This is a genomic window from Phyllobacterium sp. YR620 (assembly GCF_900104165.1).
Lineage (GTDB): Bacteria > Pseudomonadota > Alphaproteobacteria > Rhizobiales > Rhizobiaceae > Phyllobacterium > Phyllobacterium pellucidum.
Genome location: NZ_FNJP01000001.1, coordinates 807,249 through 829,832, shown reverse-complemented (window position 1 = coordinate 829,832; position 22,584 = coordinate 807,249). Strand labels below are relative to the sequence as shown.

23 protein-coding genes are annotated in these 22,584 nt (G+C 59.8%); 15 read left to right on the top strand and 8 right to left on the bottom strand.

The genetic code is table 11. The annotated features are described in order from the left end of the window. Positions 1–22 precede the first annotated feature (22 nt). Complete coding sequence (locus BLR72_RS03845; protein WP_091945234.1) at positions 23–2,599, top strand: GcvT family protein; 2,577 nt, start codon at positions 23–25, stop codon at positions 2,597–2,599. On the opposite strand, the gene BLR72_RS03840 is transcribed toward BLR72_RS03845, so the two are convergent. Further along, a complete protein-coding gene (locus BLR72_RS03840; protein ID WP_091945231.1) occupies positions 2,576–3,346 on the bottom strand; it encodes a phosphate/phosphite/phosphonate ABC transporter substrate-binding protein in 771 nt (256 codons plus the stop codon). The genes BLR72_RS03845 and BLR72_RS03840 overlap by 24 nt on opposite strands. A gap of 6 nt (positions 3,347–3,352) precedes the next feature. Then, positions 3,353–4,282, bottom strand: a complete 930-nt coding sequence (locus BLR72_RS03835; protein ID WP_244506610.1) for a fatty acid desaturase — start codon at positions 4,280–4,282, stop codon at positions 3,353–3,355. 223 nt (positions 4,283–4,505) lie between these two features. On the opposite strand from BLR72_RS03835, the gene BLR72_RS03830 reads away from it, so the two are divergent. Further along, complete coding sequence (locus BLR72_RS03830) at positions 4,506–5,336, top strand: helix-turn-helix domain-containing protein (RefSeq protein ID WP_091945226.1); 831 nt, start codon at positions 4,506–4,508, stop codon at positions 5,334–5,336. A 108-nt stretch (positions 5,337–5,444) separates the two neighbouring features. Next, the gene (bmt, locus tag BLR72_RS03825; RefSeq protein WP_091945223.1) at positions 5,445–6,458 is read left to right on the top strand and encodes a betaine--homocysteine S-methyltransferase; all 1,014 of its coding nucleotides are present in this window, start codon (positions 5,445–5,447) and stop codon (positions 6,456–6,458) included. 65 nt (positions 6,459–6,523) lie between these two features. On the opposite strand, the gene BLR72_RS03820 is transcribed toward bmt, so the two are convergent. From BLR72_RS03820 to BLR72_RS03810, 3 genes are all read right to left on the bottom strand, one after another. Continuing rightward, positions 6,524–7,129 (bottom strand): PadR family transcriptional regulator, encoded by a 606-nt coding sequence (locus BLR72_RS03820; RefSeq protein ID WP_244506609.1) that lies wholly within the window; start codon positions 7,127–7,129, stop codon positions 6,524–6,526. A gap of 139 nt (positions 7,130–7,268) precedes the next feature. Continuing rightward, complete coding sequence (locus BLR72_RS03815) at positions 7,269–7,937, bottom strand: hypothetical protein (RefSeq protein WP_091946550.1); 669 nt, start codon at positions 7,935–7,937, stop codon at positions 7,269–7,271. 123 nt (positions 7,938–8,060) lie between these two features. Continuing rightward, a complete protein-coding gene (locus tag BLR72_RS03810) occupies positions 8,061–9,647 on the bottom strand; it encodes a trimethylamine methyltransferase family protein (RefSeq protein WP_091922158.1) in 1,587 nt (528 codons plus the stop codon). A 277-nt stretch (positions 9,648–9,924) separates the two neighbouring features. Here BLR72_RS03810 and BLR72_RS03805 point away from each other — a divergent pair, with 277 nt between their 5' ends. After that, positions 9,925–10,620, top strand: coding sequence for a corrinoid protein (locus BLR72_RS03805; protein WP_027231796.1), 696 nt, complete (start codon positions 9,925–9,927; stop codon positions 10,618–10,620). Positions 10,621–10,713: 93 nt separating this feature from the next. Here the strand turns inward: BLR72_RS03805 and BLR72_RS03800 are convergent, their stop codons facing one another. Beyond that, the gene (locus BLR72_RS03800; RefSeq protein ID WP_091922446.1) at positions 10,714–10,869 is read right to left on the bottom strand and encodes an entericidin domain-containing protein; all 156 of its coding nucleotides are present in this window, start codon (positions 10,867–10,869) and stop codon (positions 10,714–10,716) included. A 70-nt stretch (positions 10,870–10,939) separates the two neighbouring features. Between BLR72_RS03800 and BLR72_RS03795 the strand changes: the two genes are divergently transcribed. The 9 genes from BLR72_RS03795 to BLR72_RS03755 all read left to right on the top strand — a co-directional run bounded on the left by BLR72_RS03795 (position 10,940) and on the right by BLR72_RS03755 (position 19,094). Next, positions 10,940–11,563, top strand: a complete 624-nt coding sequence (locus tag BLR72_RS03795; RefSeq protein WP_027231798.1) for a DUF1638 domain-containing protein — start codon at positions 10,940–10,942, stop codon at positions 11,561–11,563. 39 nt (positions 11,564–11,602) lie between these two features. After that, positions 11,603–12,184, top strand: a complete 582-nt coding sequence (locus BLR72_RS03790) for a DUF4893 domain-containing protein (protein WP_091945221.1) — start codon at positions 11,603–11,605, stop codon at positions 12,182–12,184. A 70-nt stretch (positions 12,185–12,254) separates the two neighbouring features. Next, positions 12,255–12,923: an exopolysaccharide biosynthesis protein gene (locus tag BLR72_RS03785; protein ID WP_091945218.1), complete on the top strand. Its 669-nt coding sequence runs from the start codon at positions 12,255–12,257 to the stop codon at positions 12,921–12,923. A gap of 118 nt (positions 12,924–13,041) precedes the next feature. Continuing rightward, entirely contained in the window at positions 13,042–13,344 is a 303-nt protein-coding gene (locus tag BLR72_RS03780) for a virulence factor (protein WP_091922166.1), read from the top strand. A gap of 16 nt (positions 13,345–13,360) precedes the next feature. Next, positions 13,361–14,233, top strand: a complete 873-nt coding sequence (locus tag BLR72_RS03775; RefSeq protein WP_091945215.1) for a methylenetetrahydrofolate reductase — start codon at positions 13,361–13,363, stop codon at positions 14,231–14,233. A 10-nt stretch (positions 14,234–14,243) separates the two neighbouring features. Beyond that, a complete protein-coding gene (locus BLR72_RS03770; protein ID WP_091922168.1) occupies positions 14,244–15,212 on the top strand; it encodes a methyltetrahydrofolate cobalamin methyltransferase in 969 nt (322 codons plus the stop codon). A gap of 144 nt (positions 15,213–15,356) precedes the next feature. Continuing rightward, on the top strand, positions 15,357–17,384 hold the full coding sequence (locus BLR72_RS03765; RefSeq protein ID WP_091946547.1) for an ASKHA domain-containing protein: 2,028 nt from the start codon (positions 15,357–15,359) through the stop codon (positions 17,382–17,384). Between the two features lie 76 nt (positions 17,385–17,460). Beyond that, positions 17,461–18,375: an ROK family protein gene (locus BLR72_RS03760; protein WP_091945213.1), complete on the top strand. Its 915-nt coding sequence runs from the start codon at positions 17,461–17,463 to the stop codon at positions 18,373–18,375. Beyond that, positions 18,372–19,094 carry a copper homeostasis protein CutC gene (locus tag BLR72_RS03755; RefSeq protein WP_091945210.1) on the top strand — a complete coding sequence of 241 codons (723 nt, stop codon included), beginning with the start codon at positions 18,372–18,374 and terminating at the stop codon, positions 19,092–19,094. The genes BLR72_RS03760 and BLR72_RS03755 overlap by 4 nt, the downstream gene beginning before the upstream one ends. Before the next feature lie 10 nt (positions 19,095–19,104). On the opposite strand, the gene BLR72_RS03750 is transcribed toward BLR72_RS03755, so the two are convergent. After that, positions 19,105–20,007 carry a LysR family transcriptional regulator gene (locus tag BLR72_RS03750; RefSeq protein WP_091922172.1) on the bottom strand — a complete coding sequence of 301 codons (903 nt, stop codon included), beginning with the start codon at positions 20,005–20,007 and terminating at the stop codon, positions 19,105–19,107. Positions 20,008–20,148: 141 nt separating this feature from the next. Here BLR72_RS03750 and BLR72_RS03745 point away from each other — a divergent pair, with 141 nt between their 5' ends. Next, on the top strand, positions 20,149–20,406 hold the full coding sequence (locus tag BLR72_RS03745; RefSeq protein ID WP_091945207.1) for a hypothetical protein: 258 nt from the start codon (positions 20,149–20,151) through the stop codon (positions 20,404–20,406). Between the two features lie 221 nt (positions 20,407–20,627). Beyond that, positions 20,628–21,626, top strand: coding sequence for a GlxA family transcriptional regulator (locus tag BLR72_RS03740; protein ID WP_027231808.1), 999 nt, complete (start codon positions 20,628–20,630; stop codon positions 21,624–21,626). Between the two features lies 1 nt (position 21,627). Here BLR72_RS03740 and BLR72_RS03735 read toward each other — a convergent pair whose 3' ends face one another. Next, positions 21,628–22,479, bottom strand: a complete 852-nt coding sequence (locus tag BLR72_RS03735; protein WP_091945204.1) for a DUF1194 domain-containing protein — start codon at positions 22,477–22,479, stop codon at positions 21,628–21,630. Positions 22,480–22,584: the final 105 nt, after the last annotated feature.

Below are 22,584 nucleotides of genomic sequence, written 5' to 3'. Positions count from 1 at the left end.
TCCACATACGAGGCATAAGAGTATGAAATCGCACGTTAAAGCAGTTGTCATCGGCGGTGGCGTCGTTGGGTGTTCGGTGCTTTACCACCTTGCGCGCGCCGGCTGGACCGATGTGATGCTGATCGAACGCTCGGAACTGACGTCCGGCTCTTCCTGGCACGCCGCCGGCGGTTTCCATACGCTCAACGGCGATCCCAACGTTGCCAAGCTCCAGGCCTATACGGTCAGTCTTTACAAGGAAATCGAGGAGCTTTCCGGACAGTCCTGCGGCCTGCATTTGACGGGCGGCGTCATGATGGCGGATTCGCCGGAGCGCATGGATTTCCTGCGGCTCGCCCACGCGCGCGGCCGCTATCTCGGCATGGATACGGAGCTGATCACGCCATCGGAGGCCAAGGCCATGTTCCCGCTCATGGACGAGACGAATTTCGTCGGCGCCATGTGGGACCCGGTCGAGGGCCATCTCGACCCTTCCGGAACCACCCATGCCTATGCCAAGGCCGCGCGCAAGCTCGGTGCTGAAATCACCCTGCGTAACCGCGTCGTCGAACTCACGCAGGATAGCGACGGCACATGGAACGTCGTCACCGAACAGGGAACCGTAAAGGCCGAACATGTCGTCAACTGCGGCGGTCTCTGGGCCCGCGAAGTTGGGCGCATGGCCGGGCTCGAACTGCCTGTCCTTGCGATGGAGCACATGTACCTTCTCACCGAAGATGTTCCGGAGGTTATGGAATTCAATAAGTCCACGGGCCGCGAACTCATTGGCGTCATGGATTTCAAGGGCGAGATCTATACCCGTCAGGAGCGGAACGGCATCCTGCTCGGCACCTATGAGAAGGCGGCAAAGCCCTGGTCTCCGGTCAACACGCCATGGGATTTCGGCCATGAGCTCCTGGCGCCCGATCTCGACCGCATCGCCCCTTCCCTCGAAGTCGGCTTCAAGCATTTCCCCGGTATCGAAAAAGCGGGTATCAAGCAGATCATCAACGGCCCCTTCACCTTTGCGCCGGATGGCAATCCTCTGGTCGGCCCAGTACCCGGCCTTACCAATTACTGGACGGCATGTGCCGTCATGGCCGGTTTCAGCCAGGGCGGCGGCGTCGGGCTCGCGCTCTCCAACTGGATGGTGCATGGCGAACCCGGCTTCGACGTCTGGGGCATGGACGTGGCGCGTTTCGGCGAATGGGCGACGCTGCGCTACACCAACGCCAAGGTGCGCGAGAACTATTCGCGGCGCTTCTCGATCCGCTTCCCCAACGAGGAACTGCCCGCAGCGCGGCCGCACCAAACCACGCCGCTCTACGACACGATGGTGGCACAGAATGCCGTCATGGGCGATTCCTGGGGCCTTGAGACGCCGCTCTGGTTCGCGCCGAAGGGCACTGAAGCGCGCGACATCGTCTCCTATCATCGTTCCAACGATTTCGAGCATATCGGTAACGAGGTAAGGGCGACACGCGCCGGCGTCGGCGTCACCGAGATTGCCAACTTCGCCAAGTATGAAGTAACCGGCAGCGGCGCCGAAGCGTTCCTGTCGCGCCTGATGACGAATACGATGCCGAAAGTTGGACGGCTCGTCCTGACGCCTATGCTCAACGAAGAGGGCAAGCTCATCGGCGACTTCACCATCGCCAAGGCGGCCGATGACCGCTTCCTGATCTGGGGTTCGTCTGCCGCCCAGCGCTATCACATGCGCTGGTTCCAGAAGCAGCAGCCGAAGGATGGCTCAGTGCATATCCATCGCTTCGACCAGACACTCGTCGGTCTTGCGATTGCCGGGCCGAAGTCGCGCGACCTCCTTGCCAAGCTCGTCGACGAAGACGTGTCGAATGCCGCCTTCCGGTTCATGGATTTCCGCGAAGTGGCCGTTGGCGGCGCGCCGTGCAAGGTTAACCGCATTTCCTATACGGGTGACCTTGGCTACGAGATCTGGATGGAACCCGCCTATCAGCGCCGCGTCTACACGGCGATCAAGGACGAGGGCGCGGCGTTCGGCATTGTCGATTTCGGCATGCGCGCCCTGCTCTCCATGCGGCTCGAAAAGAACTTCCCCACATGGTTCCGCGAGCTTCGCCCCATCTATGGCGGCTATGAGGGATCGATGGATCGCTTCATCAAGCTGTCGAAGAACGATTTCATCGGCCGCGAGCATGCCGCCAGGGAAAAGGCCGAGTTTGACGCCGGCACCAGCACGAAACTGCGCCGGGTTTCCTTCCTCATCGATGTTCCGCACGGCGAAGGCGCCGCCGACGTGATGGGCGACGAGCCGATCTGGGCCAAGGTCTCCAAGGACTACGGTACGGTCCAGGCAGGCCATGGCGTCGGCGCTCCCCGCTTCGATGCGTCCGGTGCTGTGGTCTCGGACGCGAGTGACAAGGGCGCCGTACAGGGCGACTGGCGCGTTGTCGGCTGGGTCACGTCCGGTGGCTACGCCCATTTCGTCCAGCATTCGATGGCGCAGGGTTACGTGCCGGCGGAACTCGCATCAAACGAATCCAATGGCCTGTTCGAGGTAGAGATTCTCGGTGTGCGGCGCCCCGCCCGCATCAATCTCGAGCCGCCGTTCGATCCCTCAGGCGAAAAGATGCGCGGGTAGCGGCAGTGCGGAAATAAACGGCAGGCCCTTGCGCCTGCCGGTCCAGCCGACAACGGCAAGTGTGGCTGCTGCCGCGTCGAAGCGCTGGCTTCTCGCCCAGGATTTGCAGTCGATGGCGGCCACGTCCGCTTTGCCGGACGCCACAGCAGCCACCGAGGCGCGGTGTCCACCGGTCTGGAGTTCGCCCGCAAATATCGCAAGTGATTCACCCGACGCCACCAGGTCGCGTTGCAGCGCCAGGTAGCCCGACATCGAATCGTGGCTGTTGAAGGCAAAGCGTTTGCCGCGAAGCAGTTCCAGCGGCAGTATGGGCTTGCCGTTTTCCGGCGCAGCGACTGCCGCCCGCCCCTCGCCGCGCCGCATGACGAGCGCACTCGAGTAAAGCGCGCCGTCCCCACCCTCAATGCCCGAATAGTCATCCTGCCCGGCAAAGTGAACGTGGGATTGAATCCCGAGTTCCATCGGCCCCCAGCATGTCTGTGTAATCAGCAATGCCGGATGGAGCCACAAGGTCGGCAGGTCGAGTTCGTCGGGAGGCAGTGTCGCTGGGTCGGGCGCAATCAAATTGCCTGACCGGTCTCTGATTCCACCCGGAACCGCCGGAAGGTCGCCATTGCGGTAAACCAGCTTTTCCGGCGCGTCATAGCCATTGTCTAGCAGCACGCCGCGCATTCTTTGCCATTGCGTATGAAGCTCCGATTGCATTTCCGGCCAGTCATACATCGGCAACGCCGCAATTAACGTCATGCGCAGCTACTCTTTGGGAGGCTCGGCTGGAATGGGAACGGTCGAACCGCCCTGCAGACTGATGCCATGTGCCCGAGGCCGGAAAGCGCGGCCGGGAGCCGGTTCGCGGCGCAGCACCGGGTGAACGACATCCTGCTTCTGTCTAAATGCATAGGCACGCAGAATCTCGAAGTAATTGCGGAAGACATAGCCGCCATTCATCCTCAGCCATTCATCACGCTGTTCGCTGTATAGCCCCGGCAGATCGTACCACGGTACAGTCGGACGCTTATGATGGACGAAGTGAAGATTGTTGTTAAGGAAGATCAACGCCAAGGGCGATTTTTCGACGATAACCGTCCGCCCGTCCGGGCGTTCCGACCACTGGTGTTCGCAATAGCTGCGGATCGAGATGATCGCCAAGCCCAGATAGACGGACGTCAATGCGTAAAGCCAAACGGGAATTCCGAAGACAAACCAAACGATCGCGAGCATCGGGACGAGGCCAAGGCCATGCAGCACCCATGCCGTCTGCGTTTTCTTGTCGCCGCCCCTTATGAGCTTGATCTCGGTGATGGCGAAACCGACAACCATGAGAAACGGGCCGATGACAACGCGGCCGACCAGCGAATTGTTGAAGTTGAGCAACCCTTTTACAAAGCCCGGCAGTTTTTCCCAGTCACCGAGCGCACGGTAATAGCTTTCGGGATCATCGTAGGGATCGGTCAAGCGCTCGTCAGCATGGTGCTTGAGATGCAGATGCTTGTAGCGGCGAAAGGGAAAGACAAGGCCGAGCGGCAGCGAAACGAGGAGTTCGTTGATCATGCCACTGCGCGTTGGATGACCGTGAAGGGCTTCATGCTGCAAGGATGAATGGAACGCGACAGCAAGCCCGATGAGCGCCAGCGCGACGATCGGCAGGCTCGGATAGAGATAATATCCCCCTATGAACCACATTCCATAGCATGCTGTGAGAAGCGCAATGGTTGGCCACTCAATGCCGGGGTGTTTTCGCGGGTGTTGAGATCGGGAGGCGGGTATCTCGGTATGTCTTTCTGATTCCATGATTTTCATGGTCTCATTGTCAGGAACTGTCAGCAATGCGATTATTGTGAGAAAGTGTTGATTTTGGTCACCAAATGGCGCACTTGTTGTATATTATAAACAATCGGGTGTTTTCATGGACAAGCGCGACCTTGCACGGCTTTTTCAGGAGCGGATCAAGAGCCTGCTCACCCGCAGCGGAGAAAACCAATCCGCATTTGCGGCTTCCGTTGGCATAGACCGCTCTGCGCTCTCCCAGTTGCTCTCCGGGCAATCGACCCGCCTGCCCCGCGTGGAAACGCTGCTCAACATCGCCGAACGGCATTCCGTATCGCTTGACTGGCTGCTTGGCCTCAGCCAGGACGAGGGTATTACCGGCGAACTGCGACCAAGCCTTGAAATCGAGGAAGGGTTCGATAACCAGACCTTGCTGGTCAAATGGCATGCGGAGGCCACAGGCACGAAGATACGTTATGTGCCAGCCCGTATCCCCGATCTTCTGCGCACGCAAGCGGTGATCGCCTATGAAACCCTGATGGTCCATCGCGATCCCGCCATACAGATGAGCGAAACGGCGTTCCGCCTCGACTATAACCGCCAACCCGGTACGGACATGGAAGTATGCATGCCGTTCCAGACCTTGCACGATTTCGCCGCGGGCTGCAGCCTTTGGGGTGACTTGCCGCGCAAGGTCCGCGTCGAGCAGCTCGAACATATGGCGTCGCTGGTGGACGAACTCTATCCCTCGTTTCGCCTCTATCTCTACGATGGGCGCGAGCGCTATTCGGTGCCCTATACGGTATTCGGCCCCTACCGCGCCGCCATCTTCGTCGGCGAGATGTACCTCGTGCTCTATACGACCGAGGCCGTGCTCACCATGCAGCGACACTTTGACGGGCTGATCCGCGTCGCCAAGGTTAACGCTCACGAGGTTGCGGCCTATATTTCCTCGCTCAAGGTCACCTAGCGCCTTGCGGTTTGCGACCGCTTGCGAGCGCCGATGTCGCAAAGAAGCATTGACCACATATAAAGACTTCCTTATATGGTTATCTAACTTGTTTTAAGGGACGTTCCCATGACCATTCACAATCCGCTTGCCGACCTTATTGCCGAAAAGGGTGTTCTCCTTGCCGATGGCGCGACAGGCACGAACCTGTTTGCATCGGGCCTGGAAGCGGGTGAAGCTCCGGAACTCTGGAACGAAGCCAAGCCTGAAAAGATCACTGCCCTGCACCAGGGCTTTGTCGATGCCGGCGCCGATATCATCCTTACCAATTCCTTCGGCGGGACACGGCATCGCCTGAAACTGCATCATGCCCAGGACCGCGTCTTCGAACTCAACAAGAAGGCGGCCGAACTGGCGCGCGAAGTCGCGAACAATGCCGGCCGCAAGGTCATTGTCGCGGGCTCGGTCGGTCCGACCGGCGAACTGCTCGTCCCGCTTGGCGCGCTCACCGAGGAAGATGCCGTCGCAGCCTTTACCGAGCAACTCGAAGGCCTCAAGGCCGGCGGCGTCGATGTCGCCTGGATCGAGACAATGTCGGCGCCGGGCGAAATTCGCGCCGCAGCCGAAGCTGCGGTCAAGGTCGGATTGCCTTATGTCTATACCGGCTCTTTCGACACGGCCGGCAAGACGATGATGGGCCTGCCGCCCAAGGAAATCCACGGCGTTGCCGAAGGCCTGGAAGCAAAGCCCGTCGCGGTTGGCGCCAATTGCGGCGTAGGCGCATCCGATATCCTTGCCTCGCTTCTCGATATGAGCGAAGCAAATCCTGAAGCGACGATCGTCATCAAAGGCAATTGCGGCATCCCTGAATTCCGCGGCTCGGAAATCTTCTATTCGGGCACGCCCGATCTGATGGCAAACTATGCTCGCCTCGCAATTGACGGCGGCGCCAAGATCGTCGGCGGCTGCTGCGGAACCTCGTTCGAGCATCTCGCCGCCATGCGCAAGGCGCTCGACAGCCACACCAGCGGTCCGCGCCCGACTGTCGAGACGATCATCGAGACCATTGGACCGATGCGCAACAAGCTCGCTGCCCATGCGGACGATACGCCGAAGCGTGAGCGTCGCGGACGCCGCGGATGATCAACGGACTTTGAAGAAAAAACCGGCAGCGGAGGCTGCCGGTTTTTTGTTGGCTTTTACAGGTGTCAGAGATCTTCGATCTCTCGACGGACCCTCTTGAGGATTTCGCGCAGCTGCTCGGCCTTTTCCGCGTTAAGCGAACCACTGCGCAGCTTTGAATGGAGCGCAAAGCGCAAGGCGTGCATCTCCTTGCCGAGTGCCGCTCCGCGTATTTCGCCGGAAGCGTCGTCGAGCTGCGCGTTGATCTTGTCGAGTTCGGGGCGGTTCTCTTCGAGATAAGCCAGGCCCTGCTCGGTAATCGTATAGAGTCGCTTGTTGCCGTTGGTGCTGGAGGTAACGAGATCCGCCTCCTCCATCATCTGCAGCATCGGATAGATCGCACCCGGGCTTGGGCTATAAGCGCCCTGGAACCGCGCCTCGAGAGCCTTGATGACGTCGTAGCCGTGACGCGGCTCTTCTGCGATCAGGCCAAGAACGACGAGACGCAGTGCGCCCGGATCGAACATGCGCGGACCGCGTCCGCCAAAGGGGCCGCCACGATGCCGGCCGAAAGGCCCGCCGCGACCACGACCGCCGAAACGTCCGCCGCCTTCGTGAGAGCCTGCCATCCTGTCCATCCGCGACCAGTGATCGCCGTCATGGCCGTGATTGTGTCTGCAATGATTATGCATGGAAATTTCTCCTAGTTAGTACTTCAATGCGTTATATCTAACAAACGATATATCTTTATTCAAGTCAAAGATATATCTTTTAACAGTAAATCATATCAACATATTGAACCGAATGGGAAATTTCGTCTGGATATAATGCTTACGAACGCGCGAAGGCGGTCATATGGAAGCGCTGCTGATCGCCAAAGTAGGCGTATTGCCGTCCGACCGGGCATCCCAGCCGGGCAAGACAGCCGCCTTCCATGCAGGTCTGGCCTGGCTCCGTTGCGAGATAATCGCGGCAGCGCGCCACGGCATAAGTTTCGCCGTCAAAGGCATCGACAGGGCATGCGCTGAGACACGGTTTTGACGCACAGACGTCGCATGGATGGCCGTTTTCTTGGAGCGGCGCAAAAGCCATGGATTGCCGAAACAGGAGTGCACCGCGAAATGCCTGCCAGAGACCATATTGCGGGTGGATCAAAAGGCCGAGCGGTGACGGCCGCAATCCTTCCGCGCGCATCGCCCATTGCTGGAACGGCAGATAAGGTCGGTCCGAGGGGAAGACGGAGTACCCGCCAAATTCGCTGGCAATCGCGTTGAGGACCTGCTTCGACCAGCTATCGAGCGGACTGGCTACCCCCGGATTGTCCCGACGCCAGGCGGTGAAAGCTTGCCAGATCGACGAGCCGAAATGACCGACGAGAACGACGCTTCGGGCTCGCGTGCCATCAGGCAGGACCGGGATGTCATCTGCTGCGCCGAATACGAAGCCGCCGCGTGGAACAAGCCCGTGAGGTTCCAGCGCGGCGGTGATCGTGTCAAGCATCGGCGTCACCGCCCCTTGCCAAAAATGTAAAGCTCATCCCTCGCCAGAACCCTTGATTGCGGAGGCCCAGACTTCCTTATGGATCAGATTGGCCACTTTAGCCCGGCCGTCCTCGGGCTTCTTTCAAGTGAAAGCGTCGGGCATCGATGCCTTCTTCTTGGCGATGTACTCGTTCAGCGATTCATCGATTGCCGGATCGAGATACGGGGCCTCATAGGTATCGAGCCAGCGCCGGGCGAGTTCGTTGGCGCGCTGATCGGCGCGCTTTTCGCCCTCGGCCAGCCACTGCTCGTAAGAGTTGTTGTCGGCGATGTTCGAGCGGTAGAAGGCCGTCTGGAAATTCGCCTGCGTATGGTCGCAGCCGAGATAGTGGCTTCCGGGTCCAACCTGACGGATGGCGTCCATCGCCTGGCCGTTCTCCGAAAGATCGACGCCAGCCGCAAACTTCTGCGCCATGCCGAGTTGGTCGATATCCATCATGAACTTCTCATAGGACGATACCAGACCGCCTTCGAGCCAGCCGGCCGAGTGGAGGACGAAATTCGTGCCGGCGAGCAGCGTCGAATTCAGCGTATTGGCGCTTTCATAGGCGGCCTGCGCATCCGAAACCTTGGAAGCGCAAAGCGAGCCGCCGGTGCGGAATGGCAGGCCAAGGCGGCGAGCGAGCTGTGCCGCGCCGTAGGAGACCAGCGACGGCTCCGGAGTGCCGAAGGTCGGCGCGCCCGACTGCATGGAAATCGACGAGGCGAACGTGCCGAAAATAACCGGCGCGCCCGGCCGTATGAGCTGCGTCAGGGCCGCTCCGGCCAGCACTTCGGCCAGGATCTGGGTGAGCGTGCCGGCAACAGTCACCGGGCTCATCGCGCCGGCAAGAATGAACGGCGTAACGATGCACGCCTGGTTATTGCGGGCATAGACCTTCAGGGCACCGAGCATCGTCTCGTCGAACACCATCGGCGAGTTCGCATTGATCAGGCTGGTCAGAACCGTGTTTTCGTCGAGATAGTTCTCGCCGAATACGAGCTTGCACATGGCGATCGTATCTTCGGCGCGCTCGGGCGCAGTCACCGAGCCCATGAACGGCTTGTCGGAATATTTGATATGGGCATAGATCATATCGAGATGGCGCTTGTTGACCGGCACGTCGACCGGTTCGCACACCGTGCCGCCCGAATGATGGATCGACGGCGCCATATAGGCGAGTTTCACGAAATTATTGAAATCCTCGATCGTCGCATAGCGGCGATTGCCGTCGAGGTCGCGCACGAAAGGCGGACCGTAGACGGGCGCAAATACCGTCGCGTCGCCGCCGATCTGGACCGAACGCTCGGGATTGCGCGCATGCTGCGTGTAGATCGAGGGCGCAGTCTTCAAAAGCGACCGCGGCAGCCCTTTGGGGAAATGGACGCGCTCGCCCTTGATGTCGGCGCCGGCTTCCTTCCACAGCGCCAGAGCTTCCGCGTCGTCGCGAAATTCGATGCCAGTCTCTTCAAGCACCGTATCGGCATTGGCCTCGATCAGCGCCAGTCCTTCTTCATCGAGCACTTCGTAGGTGCGAATCTTGCGCGTGATATAGGTCAGCGACTTGCCGGGACCACCGCCGGAACGTGCCGCACGACGGGCGGCGGCGCCACCACTGGCGCCACGACTGCGGCGTCCGCCGCCGGTGTCGGTTTCCGCGGGTGCATCGACGGGTGTTTCCTCAATCATTGTCTTTCTCCAGGCGCACGAAGCGCAGACTTCCAATCAATCAGACCAAATCCTAACCGTCATGCCTGCGGGGGCGTTTCCGTGTGCGGCACGTGATGGCGCATCGGAGACAAACATCCGGTCGTTTTCGTCATTTACAAGGTCGCTTTTAAGCAATGCGTTTTCAGCAACTTGCCCGATATGTTAAACGAATGCCAGCGGGCGACAAAGCACCCATATTATCCAGTGTCGCTCTGTGCTACGGACCTGTGCATAACGCTTGAAAGGAAGCAGACCCATGGCCGATGATGAAATCATTCTTTCGGAGCTTTCGGACGATGAACTCGTCGAGCAAATGCATGACGATCTGTATGACGGGTTGAAGGAAGAGATCGAGGAAGGCACGAATATTCTGCTCGAGCGCGGCTGGGCACCTTACAGGGTCCTCACCGAGGCGCTCGTCGAAGGCATGCGCATCGTCGGCGAGGATTTCCGCGACGGCATCCTGTTCGTCCCCGAAGTCCTGCTCTCGGCCAATGCGATGAAGGCCGGCATGTTCATTCTGCGCCCGCTGCTGGCAGCGACCGGAGCGCCGAAACAGGGCAAGCTCGTCATCGGCACCGTCAAGGGCGACATTCACGACATCGGCAAGAACCTCGTCGGCATGATGATGGAAGGCGCCGGCTTTGACGTTATCGACCTTGGGATCAACAATCCCGTCGAGAACTACCTCGCCGCCATCGAAGAGCATCAGCCAGACATTCTCGGCATGTCGGCGCTGCTCACGACCACCATGCCCTATATGAAGGTCGTTATCGACACGATGAAGGAAAAGGGTATTCGCGACGACTATGTCGTTCTGGTCGGCGGCGCGCCGCTCAACGAGGAATTCGGCAAGGCTGTCGGCGCTGACGCCTATTGTCGCGATGCGGCCGTTGCGGTTGAAACGGCCAAATCCTACATGAAGCGCAAGCACAACCAGCTTTCCGCGTGACGAATAAGAAAACGGCCGCGACAGGCGCGGCCGTTTTCAGAACATCTATAAAGAATAGACTACTAAGTAATAAAATTAATCTGAATCAACAGATTAGTTGGCAGCCTTGGCGACGCGATGGCCGGCGTTCTGCGTGGCATTAACGGTGTTGGCCGCATCGGCGCCCACGCCGCGTATGGTATTTGCGCAGCCTGCAAGTGCAACAACTGCAAGGACTGCGGCAATCGGAACGATATGTGATAGTTTCATGGATTGTGTCTCCCGTTCTGCTAAAATGAAATTCAACGGTCGGATAACGCGATAGAGCATCATCGGTTCCATGACTCTTCAACAAAAGTCAACGAAATCAACACAGACCGTGCGCGTCATCGCCTGCGGCATGATTGCGCGTGAAATTCTAGCCATCCAGGAGCAATTCGGCCTTCACCATATCGATTTGAAATGCCTGCCGGCCATCTATCACCATTACCCGGACAAGATTGCTCCTGCGGTGGATCGCGCCATAGTCAAGGCCAAGGCGGCGGGCATTTCCCGTATTTTCGTTGGCTATGCGGATTGCGGCACCGGAGGCCTGCTCGACCGTGTGTGTGAGAAGCATGGCGTCGAGCGGATCGAAGGTCCGCACTGTTTTTCCTTCTACGCCGGCAATGCAGCCTTCGGTGCGCAGTGGGAGGATGACATGACATCGTTCTTCATGACCGATTTCCTCGCAAGGCATTTCGAGGCCTTCATGGTGAAGCCGCTTGGCCTCGACCGTCACCCCGAACTGCGCGACATGTATTTCAGCAATTACACCAAGATGATCTACATGGCGCAAACCGACGATCCGGCCCTCAGCCGCAAAGCCGAGGCCGCCGCAGCTTTTTTGGGTCTTGCCTATGAGCGCCGCCTCACCGGCTATGGCGATCTGATCCCGGCCCTGACCGCAGCCGCAACCCTTTAGACGCGCACCGCAAACCCCCATGCCTTCTAAGGAGCTCTCATGACCCGTCGCGCCGCCCTCGCCACGATCTTCTGCCTGTTGTTGCCTGCCAGTGCGCTTGCAGATGGCGAGATCACACGGCTGATCACCAAATCGGACCAGGCGCGGCTCGATAAATATGAAGCGACGCGAACCGCCGCTGTCGATGCGGCGAGGAAGGGCGGCACTTCAGGCGATGTGGCGCAGCTCGATGGGGTTCTCGCCAAGCCGACGCTCGCCTTCAATGAAGGCTTCGATATGGTGGGCAATTGGCAATGCCGCACCATCAAGCTTGGCAAGCAACCGCCGCTGACCATCTATGGTTGGTTCAAATGCCGCGTTACTGATGACGGATCCGGCTGGATGCTCGAGAAAACCAGCGGTTCGCAGCGCACCAAGGGCCGCTTCTACACAGAGAGCGACAAGCGCCTGACCTATCTCGGCGCCGGCTATGTTGCAGGCGAAAAGCCAAAACGCTATGGCGCCGGGCCCGATACCGATCAGGTCGGCTACGCCTATCGCACGGGCAAAAACGAGTTCCGAATCGAGTTTCCAGCCCCCGCCCTCGAATCCCTCATGGACATCATCGAACTCAGGCGCTGAGACACTTTCGTCATTGCAATGTCACCATTGCCGCGCCATATGCGTCGAAACTTGAACCTTCGACGATAAGATGGCCGCCATCGACGCTAACAATGAAATAAAGCCGCACAAGCCTGATTTGCATGCGGCCGACAACGACCCCCGCTCCCTGTCCCAGGTCTTCGAGGACCTGGCGCGGTCGGCAACGGAGCCGGTTTCGTTCGCCGAACTGGAAGACGCCTTCACCGATCGCAGCTTCGCCGCGCTCCTCACCTTCTTCGCCATCTTGAACCTGTTGCCGCTGCCACCTGGAACCGGCGTCATTACCGGTATCCCGCTCGTGCTTCTTTCCGTGCAGATGGTCATGGGCCGCGAATCCGTGTGGCTACCTTCATTCATGCGCGACAAGACCATTTCGCCCGAGCGTTTCCGGCTTGTTTCCGACAAGGTCGTTCCCTGGCTGCAGTGGCTGGAGCGCTTTATCCGGCCACGCAACTGGCCGTTCGGCCGCCGTCAGGGCGACCGCTGGCTTGGCGTATTCACCACCATTCTCGGCATGTCGGTCGTTATTCCCATGCCGTTGTCGAACTGGCTGCCGGCGCTGGCCACGGTTATCATCGGCATTGCGCTGTGTGAGCGCGACGGCAGGCTGATGATTGCCGGCCTTGCCCTTGGCCTCATCTCGATGAGCATTGTGTTCGGCGTCGCCTTTGCTGCGGCAAGCGCAGTCAGCTACGCCGCGACGTTCTGGCCCTTCTGATTTGCCTGTCGCAAAAGCGCAAATGAATGACGTCGCATTTGAGTGGTCGCGCGTCGTGAGATAGCAAGCTTAACCCCTGATATTCCGGCAAAAGGGTCGTTATCGGAGGTTGAATTGCATGGCTGATCTTATTGTCGTTTATTGGCGGGACATTCCCGCTCAAGTGACCGTCAAGAAAGGCCGCCAGGCAGCCAAGCGCGAGCTTTCCCTTCGATTTACCGAGGCTATCGACATGTGCGCGATGCGCATAGGCGCCAGGGATTCCGACGCCTATCTCGCGGAATGGCGTCGCGGCACTCCGGTGCCGGTAAGTGATGATCTTGACGGCGAGGCTGACGCAGCCCTAGCCCGCATTGAAAATGAATATGATCGGGAACGCCTTGTGGCGCTTGTAAAGGCAGGTGGACATGACAATTCATGAATTGAAAGCGAAGCCAATGACAAAGATCGCAGCATCCATCGAAGTGGCGGCACGCCAGGCTATCGAATCGCAGGACCTGCCTGGTCTGTTTCCAGCCGGTACCCGCGTCTACATTACCGACATGGGCACCGACAGCGTCGATACGCTGACGGCCGCGGCCAAGCGCGTTCATGATCTCGGCTACAAGCCGGTACCGCACTTCGCCTCGCGGCGCCTGTCGACGAGGGCTGCGCTTGAAACGCGCATCCGCCGCGCTGCTGAAGAGGCAGGCGTGACCGATATATTGGTTATCGGCGGCGGGCTGGAGCGCCAGGCGGGCGAATTCTCCTCGACCATGCAGGTGCTCGAAACCGGCTTCTTCGACAGATACGGCATCAACGAAATGGGCGTTGCCGGCCATCCTGAGGGCAGCCCTGAGTTTTCCGAAGCGGTCGCCCTCCAGGCGCTTCGTCTCAAGAAAAACTTCGGCGAGCGCACCGGTGCTAAGCTGCGCGTCGTCACCCAGTTCGGATTCGATGCCGAGCGCTTCATCCGCTACGCCGAATCGCTGCGCGAGCATGGCATCGACCTACCGGTCCATCTCGGTGTTGCCGGTCCCGCCAAGATCACCACGCTCATTAAATACGCGGCCATGTGCGGCGTCGGCAATTCGATCAGCTTCCTGAAGAAGAACGCGCTCTCCTTGACCGCTCTCGCCACGAGCCATTCGCCGGAAGGCGTTGTCGGCCCGATCGAGCAGCATGTCATTGCCAATCCGATGTCGGCGATCAAGCAGATCCACCTCTTCCCGTTTGGCGGCCTGAAAAAGACCTCCGAGTGGCTTGTCGAGCGTGGCTCCTGGAACGTAAACAACGCGCAGTACTCTTCCGCAAACGCAGCCGCAAACTGAGGTTCCCTGCATGACCCGCACGATCGTTGCCTCGGCGACCAAAGAAATCATCATCGGATTTGACCAGCCTTTCTGCGTGATCGGCGAGCGGATCAATCCGACCGGCCGCAAGAAACTCGCTGCCGAAATGGTCGCAGGCAACTTCGACACGGTGATCAAGGACGCACTGGAGCAGGTAGCGGCTGGCGCCACGATGCTCGACGTCAATGCCGGCGTAACTGCCGTCGATCCTAACGCCACGGAGCCTGGCTTGCTCGTGCAGACGCTGGAGATCGTCCAGGGCCTCGTCGACGTGCCGCTCTCCATCGACAGCTCCGTAACCGCCGCCATCGAGGCGGCTCTGAAGGTCGCCAAGGGCCGTCCGCTCGTCAATTCGGTGACAGGCGAAGAAGAAAAGCTTGAGGCGATCCTCCCGCTCATCAAGAAGTACAACGTGCCGGTTGTCGCCATCTCGAATGACGAGACCGGCATTTCGATGGATCCAGACGTGCGCTTTGCCGTTGCCAAGAAGATCGTCGAACGCGCTGCCGATTTCGGCATTCCGGCGCATGATATCGTTGTTGATCCGCTGGTGATGCCGATCGGTGCGCTCGGCGATGCGGGACGCCAGGTATTTGCGCTGTTGCGCCGCCTGCGCGAGGAGCTCAAGGTCAACACGACCTGCGGCCTTTCCAACATTTCCTTCGGCCTGCCGCATCGCCATGGCATCAATGCCGGCTTCATCCCGATGGTGATCGGTGCAGGCATGACCTCCGCGATCATGAACCCATGCCGCCCGCAGGAAATGGAGGCAGTGCACGCCGCCAACGTCCTCAACGGCACGGATCCGAATTGCACCTACTGGATCAAGAAGTATCGCGACCATCAGCCGGCAGCGGCCGGAGCTGCGCCCGCAGCCACACCCTCGGTTCCTGCCGATGGCGCCGGTGGCGGTCGCCGCCGTGGCGGACGCGAGGCGCGGCGCGGCGCCGCAGGCTGAGCATTTGCCTCAGCCGGACAGCCCGGTCTAACAAGGCGGTGGGTGGCAAATGCTGCCCCTCGCCCCGCAAGTTTTGGAGCATCGATCTTGAACGCACCCGTCAAAGCACCTGAGACATCGGCAAAGGAAGCGCTGGTTCTCTTTATGCCGTCGGGAAAGCGCGGACGATTTGCCGTTGGAACGCCAATACTCGAAGCGGCCCGCACCCTCGGCGTGTATGTCGAGAGCGTCTGCGGCGGCCGTGGCATTTGCGGACGTTGCCAGGTCGAAGTTCAGGAAGGCCGTTTCGCCAAGCATGGCATTACGTCATCCAATGACCACATCTCGGAATTCGGCCCCAAGGAGCAGCGCTATGCCGAAAAGCGCGACCTCAAGGAAGGCCGCCGCCTTTCCTGCTCCGCCACGATCCTCGGCGATCTCGTCGTCGATGTTCCCCAGGACGTGCAGGTCAATGCGCAGGTCGTGCGCAAGGCCGCCGATACGCGCATCATCGAGCGCAACCCTGCGATCCACATGTGCTATGTCGAGGTCGAAGAGCCGGACATGCACAAGCCGCTTGGCGATCTCGATCGCCTGAAGGCTGCGCTGGAAAAGGAATGGGGCATTCGCAACCTTCAGGTGGATACGCACATCCTGCCGAACGTGCAGAAGATCCTGCGCAAGGGCAATTGGGGCGTCACTGCCGCCATCTACCACGACGAGGAAAACTCGCGTCCCGCCATGGTCGGCCTCTGGCCGGGTCTTAAGAACGAGGCCTACGGTATCGCCTGCGATATCGGCTCAACGACGATCGCCATGCATCTTTCGTCGCTGCTTTCGGTGCGCACCATTGCTTCGGCAGGCGCGTCCAATCCGCAGATCAGGTTCGGCGAAGATCTGATGAGCCGCGTATCCTACGTCATGATGAACCCCGACGGACGTGAAGCGATGACTGCGGCCGTGCGCGAGGCGATCAACGGGCTGATCGACAAGGTTTGCGCCGAAGGCGGGGTCGCGCGTGAGGATATTCTCGATGCGGTGTTCGTCGGAAATCCGATCATGCACCACCTCTTTCTCGGGATCGACCCGACGGAACTTGGCGGCGCGCCGTTCGCGCTCGCCGTATCCGGCGCCGTGCATCTGAAGGCGTCGGATATCGGCCTGCCGATGAATGCCGGAACCCGCGTCTATATGCTGCCTTGCATTGCCGGCCATGTCGGCGCTGACGCTGCGGCCGCAACGCTTGCTGAAGGTCCGCACCGCCAGGACGAAATGATGCTGCTCGTCGATGTCGGCACCAACGCCGAAATCGTGCTCGGCAACAGGCATCGCACCGTCGCGGCCTCGTCGCCCACCGGGCCGGCCTTCGAAGGCGCGGAAATTTCCGGTGGCCAGCGTGCGGCCCCGGGCGCTATCGAACGCGTGCGCATCGATCCGTTGACGCTCGAGCCGCGCTTCCGCGTCATCGGCACCGAACAATGGTCCGACGAACCGGGCTTCGACGAAGCGGTGCAGACAAGCGGGATTACCGGAATTTGCGGCTCGGCGATTATCGAGGTCATTGCCGAAATGTACCTCTCGGGCATCATTTCCGAAGATGGCGTCGTTGACGGCAGCCTCGCCGCCCGTTCGCCGCGTGTAAGGGCCAATGGCCGGACATTCTCATATCTCCTGCACGAAGGCTCGCCGACGATTACGATCACGCAGAACGATGTGCGCGCCATCCAGCTCGCCAAGGCCGCGCTCTATGCCGGCGTTAAGCTGCTGATGGACAAGCTTGGCATCGACCACGTCGACCAGATCAGCTTTGCCGGCGCCTTCGGCTCGTTCATCGATCCGAAATATGCGATGGTACTCGGCCTTATCCCCGATTGCGATCTCGACAAGGTCAAGGCGGTCGGCAATGCCGCAGGCACCGGCGCGCGCATGGCGCTCCTCAACCGCAATTACCGGCGCGAGATCGAGGATACAGTGACGCGGATCGAAAAGATCGAGACCGCTCTCGAGCCGAAGTTCCAGGACCATTTCGTCAACGCCATGGCGATGCCGAACAAGATCGATCCATTCCCGAAACTCTCCCACGCCGTGACCTTGCCCGCGCGCAAGAATGTCAGCGAGGACGGGGTTGCCGGAGATGCCACGCCGCGCCGCCGCTCGCGCGAGGATCGCGCGGCAAGGCGCAACCGCGAATAGGCTTCGGCCGCTTTGTCCTTGTCGCGGTTTTCCGCTATCAAGCATCGATGATGTTTGATTCCGGATACGATTTTCCATGATAGCCTGCTTCGATATTGGCGGATCTGCGATCAAGGGTGCGATCGCCTATTCGCCCGAGGATATAAGACCGGTGCCCAAGGTGGCGACGCCGCTCCATGATTTCGACGCGTTTGCAGGCGTAATCCAAAAGATCGCCGCGGATGGCGGCGCGGACCCGCAAAGCCTCATCGCCATTTCCATTGCCGGGGTAGTCGATGCGGATACGGGCCGGATCACCTGCGCCAATATTCCTTGCGTTCACCAGCGCAGGCTCGAAGCCGACCTGAGCCAAAAGCTGCAGCGGCGCGTGCTCATTGCCAATGATGCCGACTGTTTCGCGCTGTCGGAGGCTGTCGTCGGCGCCGGGCGGGGTCACCGCGTCGTCTTTGGTATCATACTCGGTACCGGCGTTGGCGGCGGCATCGTCATCGACGGCAAGATCCATGAGGGCGCGGGCGGTTTTGCCGGAGAATGGGGCCATGGCCCCGTCGCGGCGACCCTCGCCGGCAATCCGCCGGTCGCCATACCGCGTTTTGCCTGCGGCTGCGGCCAGATCGGCTGCGTCGATGCTATCGGCGCGGCGCGGGGCATGGAAAAGCTCCATGCGCATCTTCATGGCGTGAACCTGCCGAGCACCGATATCATCGCGGCCTGGGATAGGGGCGACGCGGCAGCGGAGCGCACGATCGATTGCTATATCGATATCGTCAGCGGTCCTCTGGCGATGACCCTCAATGTCGTCGGCGCTTCAATCGTCCCGGTCGGCGGCGGACTTGCCAATTCGGTAAACCTGATCCGCTGGCTCGATGAAGCGGTGCGCGCGCGAATCCTGCGGAAGACTGACAGGCCGCTGGTCATCCCGGGCGAATTGAAGATTGAGCCCGGCCTGATCGGTGCTGGGGTCCTGGGATTGATGGAAGCTGCCAAATGAGTGTTCTTCTCGAAATATGCGTCGACAGCCCCGAAGGACTTGCGGCGGCTATCGCTGGAGGCGCGGACCGTATCGAACTTTGTTCGGCACTCGAAGTCGGCGGCCTTACGCCAACCCCCGGGCTGATCGGACAGGCCGCGGTCGCACCGATACCCATCTATGCGATGATCCGCCCGCGGCCCGGGCACTTCGTCTATGGGGAAGCCGACATCGACGCCATGTTGCGCGAGATCGATGCCATGCGCAGCGCCGGTCTCGCCGGCGTCGTCTTCGGCGCCAATCATGCGGATGGGACACTGGACCATGCGACGCTCGAACGGCTGATCCGACAATGCGATGGGTTCGGCGTCACCTTGCACCGCGCCTTCGACCTTGTCCCCGACCTCGATGAAGCGGTGGAAACAGCGGTCGAACTCGGTTTCGAGCGCATATTGACTTCGGGCCGCGCCCTGACCGGGATTGAGGGCATCGACGATCTGGAACGAACGTTTGCTCGCGCCGACGGCCGGATCAAGGTCATGCCCGGCTCGGGCGTTAACATCGGCAATGTCGAGGCGTTGCTCAAGCGTATCCCATTCACTGAGATTCACTCGTCCGGGTCTGTCGATGCGCAGCCATTGAGCGAAGGCGCGCGGCGCCTCGGTTTCGAGACGCCGACGCAGAAAATGACGAGCGTCGAGCGCGTGCGGGCCTTGAAGCAATTCTGCCTGCGGGCGTAAGAGCCCTGACTCAGAGCCTGCCGGTCCGCTCGTACCCTTCGAAATAAACCCTGAGATGCTGGGCGACCGCCTTCACATGGGCGCCCGCATTCTTGGCGACCAGCATTCCAAGCTTCGATTCGCCGAGCCGCGGCAGGCCATGCTCGGATCCGAGTTGCACCATATTATCGTCCAACAGGAACTTCGAGAACGGGGCAACGGCGAGATCGGCGAGAATGGCGGCGCGCTGGCCCATCGTGTGCGCACTCATATAGGCCACACGATAGTCGCGGCCAGCGCTTTCGAGCGCACTGATCGCATTGGCGCGCCATATGCACCCCTCTTCCCACATGGAAAGCGGCAGCGGATTGCGCTCATGCGCGGTGCCGCATTTGGCACCGGCCCAGATAATCTCCTCGGTCATGAGGATTTCGATCTCATCGACCTTGGCCAGCGTTTCGTTGACATTGACCAACGTTACGTCGAGGCGCTGCTCATCGAGCCGCTTGCGCAGGCCGTTGCTCTGATCGATGACAACATCCACCGTGACATCGGGATGGGTTTCGGCGAATCGCTTCAACACGAAGGGAAGAACCCGCTCGCCGATATCGTCTGGAGCGCCGAGGCGGACGACTCCCGACACGGTCGGCGCAATGAACTTTGCCACCGTCTCGCGATTGAGCGCCAGCATACGCCGCGCATAGCCGAGCAGGACCTCGCCGCTAGGCGTCAATTTTACTGAACGCGCATCGCGTTCGAGCAATACGTGACCAAGCGTTTCCTCAAGCTTCTTGATCTGCATCGATACGGCTGAGGGCGTGCGGAACACCGCATTTGCCGCACTCGAAAAACTACCCGTCTCCGCAATCATCGCGAACGTGCGCAAGACGTCGAGATCCAGGATCGGGATGGGATGATGCATTGGTGCTGACATATCGCCAAATCCTCCATCAATTTTTCTTAAGCATAGTGTTCCGTAATTTCGTTTGATTGAACATCAACTTGGGCAGATAGTCAAGATCATAGAAACGGACGGCGTTGAAATTGCCACCGTATCCCTAGAGAGGAGAAGACAATGTCTACCTGTGACGAACTCTATCATCGCAATGCAAGTGTGGCCGAGCGTCTCGCCTCATTCGCAACCGATCAGCTCCACCGCTGGGCTGAAGGCATGAACTATGCTCGCCAGCTCATTGCGCGCCGCCGCCGGCTGCGCGAAACGGAATTGGCCCTTGATTCGCTCCCCGATAGCATCCGTTGCGACATTGGCTGGCCGGACCTCTATGAACGACAGATCAGGGACTACAACGAAATCAAGCCTACCCGGCGCTAAGATCATGAGACTAGCCTTGTAAGGGGAGCGGATAACGGCGTATCCGCTCCCTTTTATCATATGTGATCCCTGCGCTTTTGCGACACAGGGCAAGACCCTTCCATTTAGAATAATTCTATGTTTCTATCTGCAAAAAAGCTCAAAAGACCACAGCAGTAATCTGAAGCCACTGCTTCAGTTGCGACATGGCCTTGAAGCCAATAGCGGGAACACAGAATCAAATGGATCATGTTGGTCTGACCAAGCGGTCTTTCGTATTTTTCCTCGTACCGAACTTTTCGATGATCGCATTTGCGACAGCGATCGAGCCGCTGCGCATTGCCAATAGAATGCTTGGATACGAAGCCTATCGCTGGCGCCTTGCTTCCGTGGATGGGAAGCCGGTGACGGCATCCAACGGCGTCGAATGCGCCGCATCCTCATCCCTGGAAGACGAACGTCGCTACCTCACCGGCGGAGATCGACCGTCCATGGTCTTTGTCTGCTCGGGCGTCCACGTCGAGAAATTCCAGAACAAATCCGTGTTCGCGTGGCTCCGCGAAGAGTTCAACCGCGGCGTCGCGGTAGGCGGACTTTGCACCGGCGCACACATCCTGGCGGCGGCCGGTCTGCTTTCGGGCAAGCGCTGTGCCATCCATTGGGAAAACCTCCCGGGCTTTGCCGAAGCGTTCCCCAAGGCAGACGTCTATGCCGATCTCTTTGAGGTTGACGGCAACATCTATACCTGCGCCGGCGGCACCGCGGCGCTCGACATGATGCTCAAGCTCATCGGCGATGATTTCGGCGACAATATCGTCAACCGCGTCTGCGAGCAGGCCCTCACCGACCGTGTTCGCAGCCCGCACGACCGCCAGCGCCTGCCGCTGCGGGCGCGTCTCGGCGTTCAGAACTCAAAAGTTCTGACGATTATTGAACTCATGGAAGCGCGCCTCTCCGAACCTTTGTCGCTGATCGAGATCGCCGATCATGTCGGCCTGTCGCGCCGGCAGATCGAGCGCCTCTTCCGCCAGGAAATGGGCAGATCCCCTGCCCGCTACTATCTTGAAATCCGCCTCGACCGCGCGCGCCACCTGCTGATCCAGTCGTCAATGCCGATTGTCGAGGTCGCCGTTGCCTGCGGTTTCGTCTCCGCTTCGCATTTCTCCAAATGCTACCGCGAACTCTACGGCCGCTCGCCGCAACAGGAGCGCGCGGACCGCAAGCAACTGATGGCGGCTTAAGTTACCGGGATTCCCAGTCCTGCATGCGGCGCTGCCATATGCGCTCGCCGGAAAGGCAATCATACATGGGCTTGTCCTCAGCGAGTATGACGGGCAGTTTCCCCCCATCCCGCCAATCGGCCTTCTGAACTGCCGGCGTCTTGCCAGCGAGTTCCAGCACCAGCTTGCGGCGGACCGCCTCCGGGAACTGATCCCATGAATTGACGGGGATCATGAAGGCGCCGGGACCGCCGATCACGCAGTTGCTGTAATAGATATCGAGATCGGCAACGGCCCAGTCTGAATAGAAATCGCCCCGCGTCATCAGCGGCAACCCATTGACGACGATGCCCTTGGCCACCGCCTCATTGCGTGCGTCGGCTACCGGACGGCCATTATTGTTGGCGCCGTCGCCGGAAATATCGATGACCTTGCGCATGCCCTTGAAGCCGTTGTTGTCGAACAGCGAACTGCCGAAATCGATTGCACCGGAAATTGACGTGCGGCTTTGGGTTGAAGGTATCGGCTGGTCCAGCGCATCCGCCAGTTTCTGCGATGCTTCCGCACTATCGACCAGCGTCCAGGGAATGATGATCCGCTGCACGGTCGAGCCGGCCCATTCGACATAGGTGATCGCGACGCGCCCGTTCACCCCTTCGCGAATGGCATCAATAACTTCCTTGCGCCGAAACGCGGCGATATAGCCTTCGCGCTGAATCTTCTGCTCGAAAGGCTCCATTGAGCGCGAAGCATCGACGGCAAGAACAAGCTCGACGTCCACATCGAGATCGGCGGCAAGCGCGCGCGTTTCAAAGCTGGCGATCAGTGCCGCCAGTGACAGAAAACTGCAGAGAGCTTTCCTTCGCGATGACATGAAGCAAAGTGTAGCGCAAAACGATGCAACGCAAAGCAACTTCCAGTGCGTTCACATTCTGTTGAACAACCACAGGTTCAAACGCAGAAACGGCGCCTCCACGGC

What these genes read in the sequence shown, in the direction of transcription:
- BLR72_RS03845 (WP_091945234.1), top strand. Translation starts at nt 23, where the DNA reads ATGAAATCGCACGTTAAAGCAGTTGTCATCGGCGGTGGCGTCGTTGGG.
- BLR72_RS03840 (WP_091945231.1), bottom strand. Translation starts at nt 3,346, where the DNA reads ATGACGTTAATTGCGGCGTTGCCGATGTATGACTGGCCGGAAATGCAA.
- BLR72_RS03835 (WP_244506610.1), bottom strand. Translation starts at nt 4,282, where the DNA reads ATGTGGTTCATAGGGGGATATTATCTCTATCCGAGCCTGCCGATCGTC.
- BLR72_RS03830 (WP_091945226.1), top strand. Translation starts at nt 4,506, where the DNA reads ATGGACAAGCGCGACCTTGCACGGCTTTTTCAGGAGCGGATCAAGAGC.
- bmt (WP_091945223.1), top strand. Translation starts at nt 5,445, where the DNA reads ATGACCATTCACAATCCGCTTGCCGACCTTATTGCCGAAAAGGGTGTT.
- BLR72_RS03820 (WP_244506609.1), bottom strand. Translation starts at nt 7,129, where the DNA reads ATGCATAATCATTGCAGACACAATCACGGCCATGACGGCGATCACTGG.
- BLR72_RS03815 (WP_091946550.1), bottom strand. Translation starts at nt 7,937, where the DNA reads ATGCTTGACACGATCACCGCCGCGCTGGAACCTCACGGGCTTGTTCCA.
- BLR72_RS03810 (WP_091922158.1), bottom strand. Translation starts at nt 9,647, where the DNA reads ATGATTGAGGAAACACCCGTCGATGCACCCGCGGAAACCGACACCGGC.
- BLR72_RS03805 (WP_027231796.1), top strand. Translation starts at nt 9,925, where the DNA reads ATGGCCGATGATGAAATCATTCTTTCGGAGCTTTCGGACGATGAACTC.
- BLR72_RS03800 (WP_091922446.1), bottom strand. Translation starts at nt 10,869, where the DNA reads ATGAAACTATCACATATCGTTCCGATTGCCGCAGTCCTTGCAGTTGTT.
- BLR72_RS03795 (WP_027231798.1), top strand. Translation starts at nt 10,940, where the DNA reads ATGACTCTTCAACAAAAGTCAACGAAATCAACACAGACCGTGCGCGTC.
- BLR72_RS03790 (WP_091945221.1), top strand. Translation starts at nt 11,603, where the DNA reads ATGACCCGTCGCGCCGCCCTCGCCACGATCTTCTGCCTGTTGTTGCCT.
- BLR72_RS03785 (WP_091945218.1), top strand. Translation starts at nt 12,255, where the DNA reads ATGGCCGCCATCGACGCTAACAATGAAATAAAGCCGCACAAGCCTGAT.
- BLR72_RS03780 (WP_091922166.1), top strand. Translation starts at nt 13,042, where the DNA reads ATGGCTGATCTTATTGTCGTTTATTGGCGGGACATTCCCGCTCAAGTG.
- BLR72_RS03775 (WP_091945215.1), top strand. Translation starts at nt 13,361, where the DNA reads ATGACAAAGATCGCAGCATCCATCGAAGTGGCGGCACGCCAGGCTATC.
- BLR72_RS03770 (WP_091922168.1), top strand. Translation starts at nt 14,244, where the DNA reads ATGACCCGCACGATCGTTGCCTCGGCGACCAAAGAAATCATCATCGGA.
- BLR72_RS03765 (WP_091946547.1), top strand. Translation starts at nt 15,357, where the DNA reads ATGCCGTCGGGAAAGCGCGGACGATTTGCCGTTGGAACGCCAATACTC.
- BLR72_RS03760 (WP_091945213.1), top strand. Translation starts at nt 17,461, where the DNA reads ATGATAGCCTGCTTCGATATTGGCGGATCTGCGATCAAGGGTGCGATC.
- BLR72_RS03755 (WP_091945210.1), top strand. Translation starts at nt 18,372, where the DNA reads ATGAGTGTTCTTCTCGAAATATGCGTCGACAGCCCCGAAGGACTTGCG.
- BLR72_RS03750 (WP_091922172.1), bottom strand. Translation starts at nt 20,007, where the DNA reads ATGTCAGCACCAATGCATCATCCCATCCCGATCCTGGATCTCGACGTC.
- BLR72_RS03745 (WP_091945207.1), top strand. Translation starts at nt 20,149, where the DNA reads ATGTCTACCTGTGACGAACTCTATCATCGCAATGCAAGTGTGGCCGAG.
- BLR72_RS03740 (WP_027231808.1), top strand. Translation starts at nt 20,628, where the DNA reads ATGGATCATGTTGGTCTGACCAAGCGGTCTTTCGTATTTTTCCTCGTA.
- BLR72_RS03735 (WP_091945204.1), bottom strand. Translation starts at nt 22,479, where the DNA reads ATGTCATCGCGAAGGAAAGCTCTCTGCAGTTTTCTGTCACTGGCGGCA.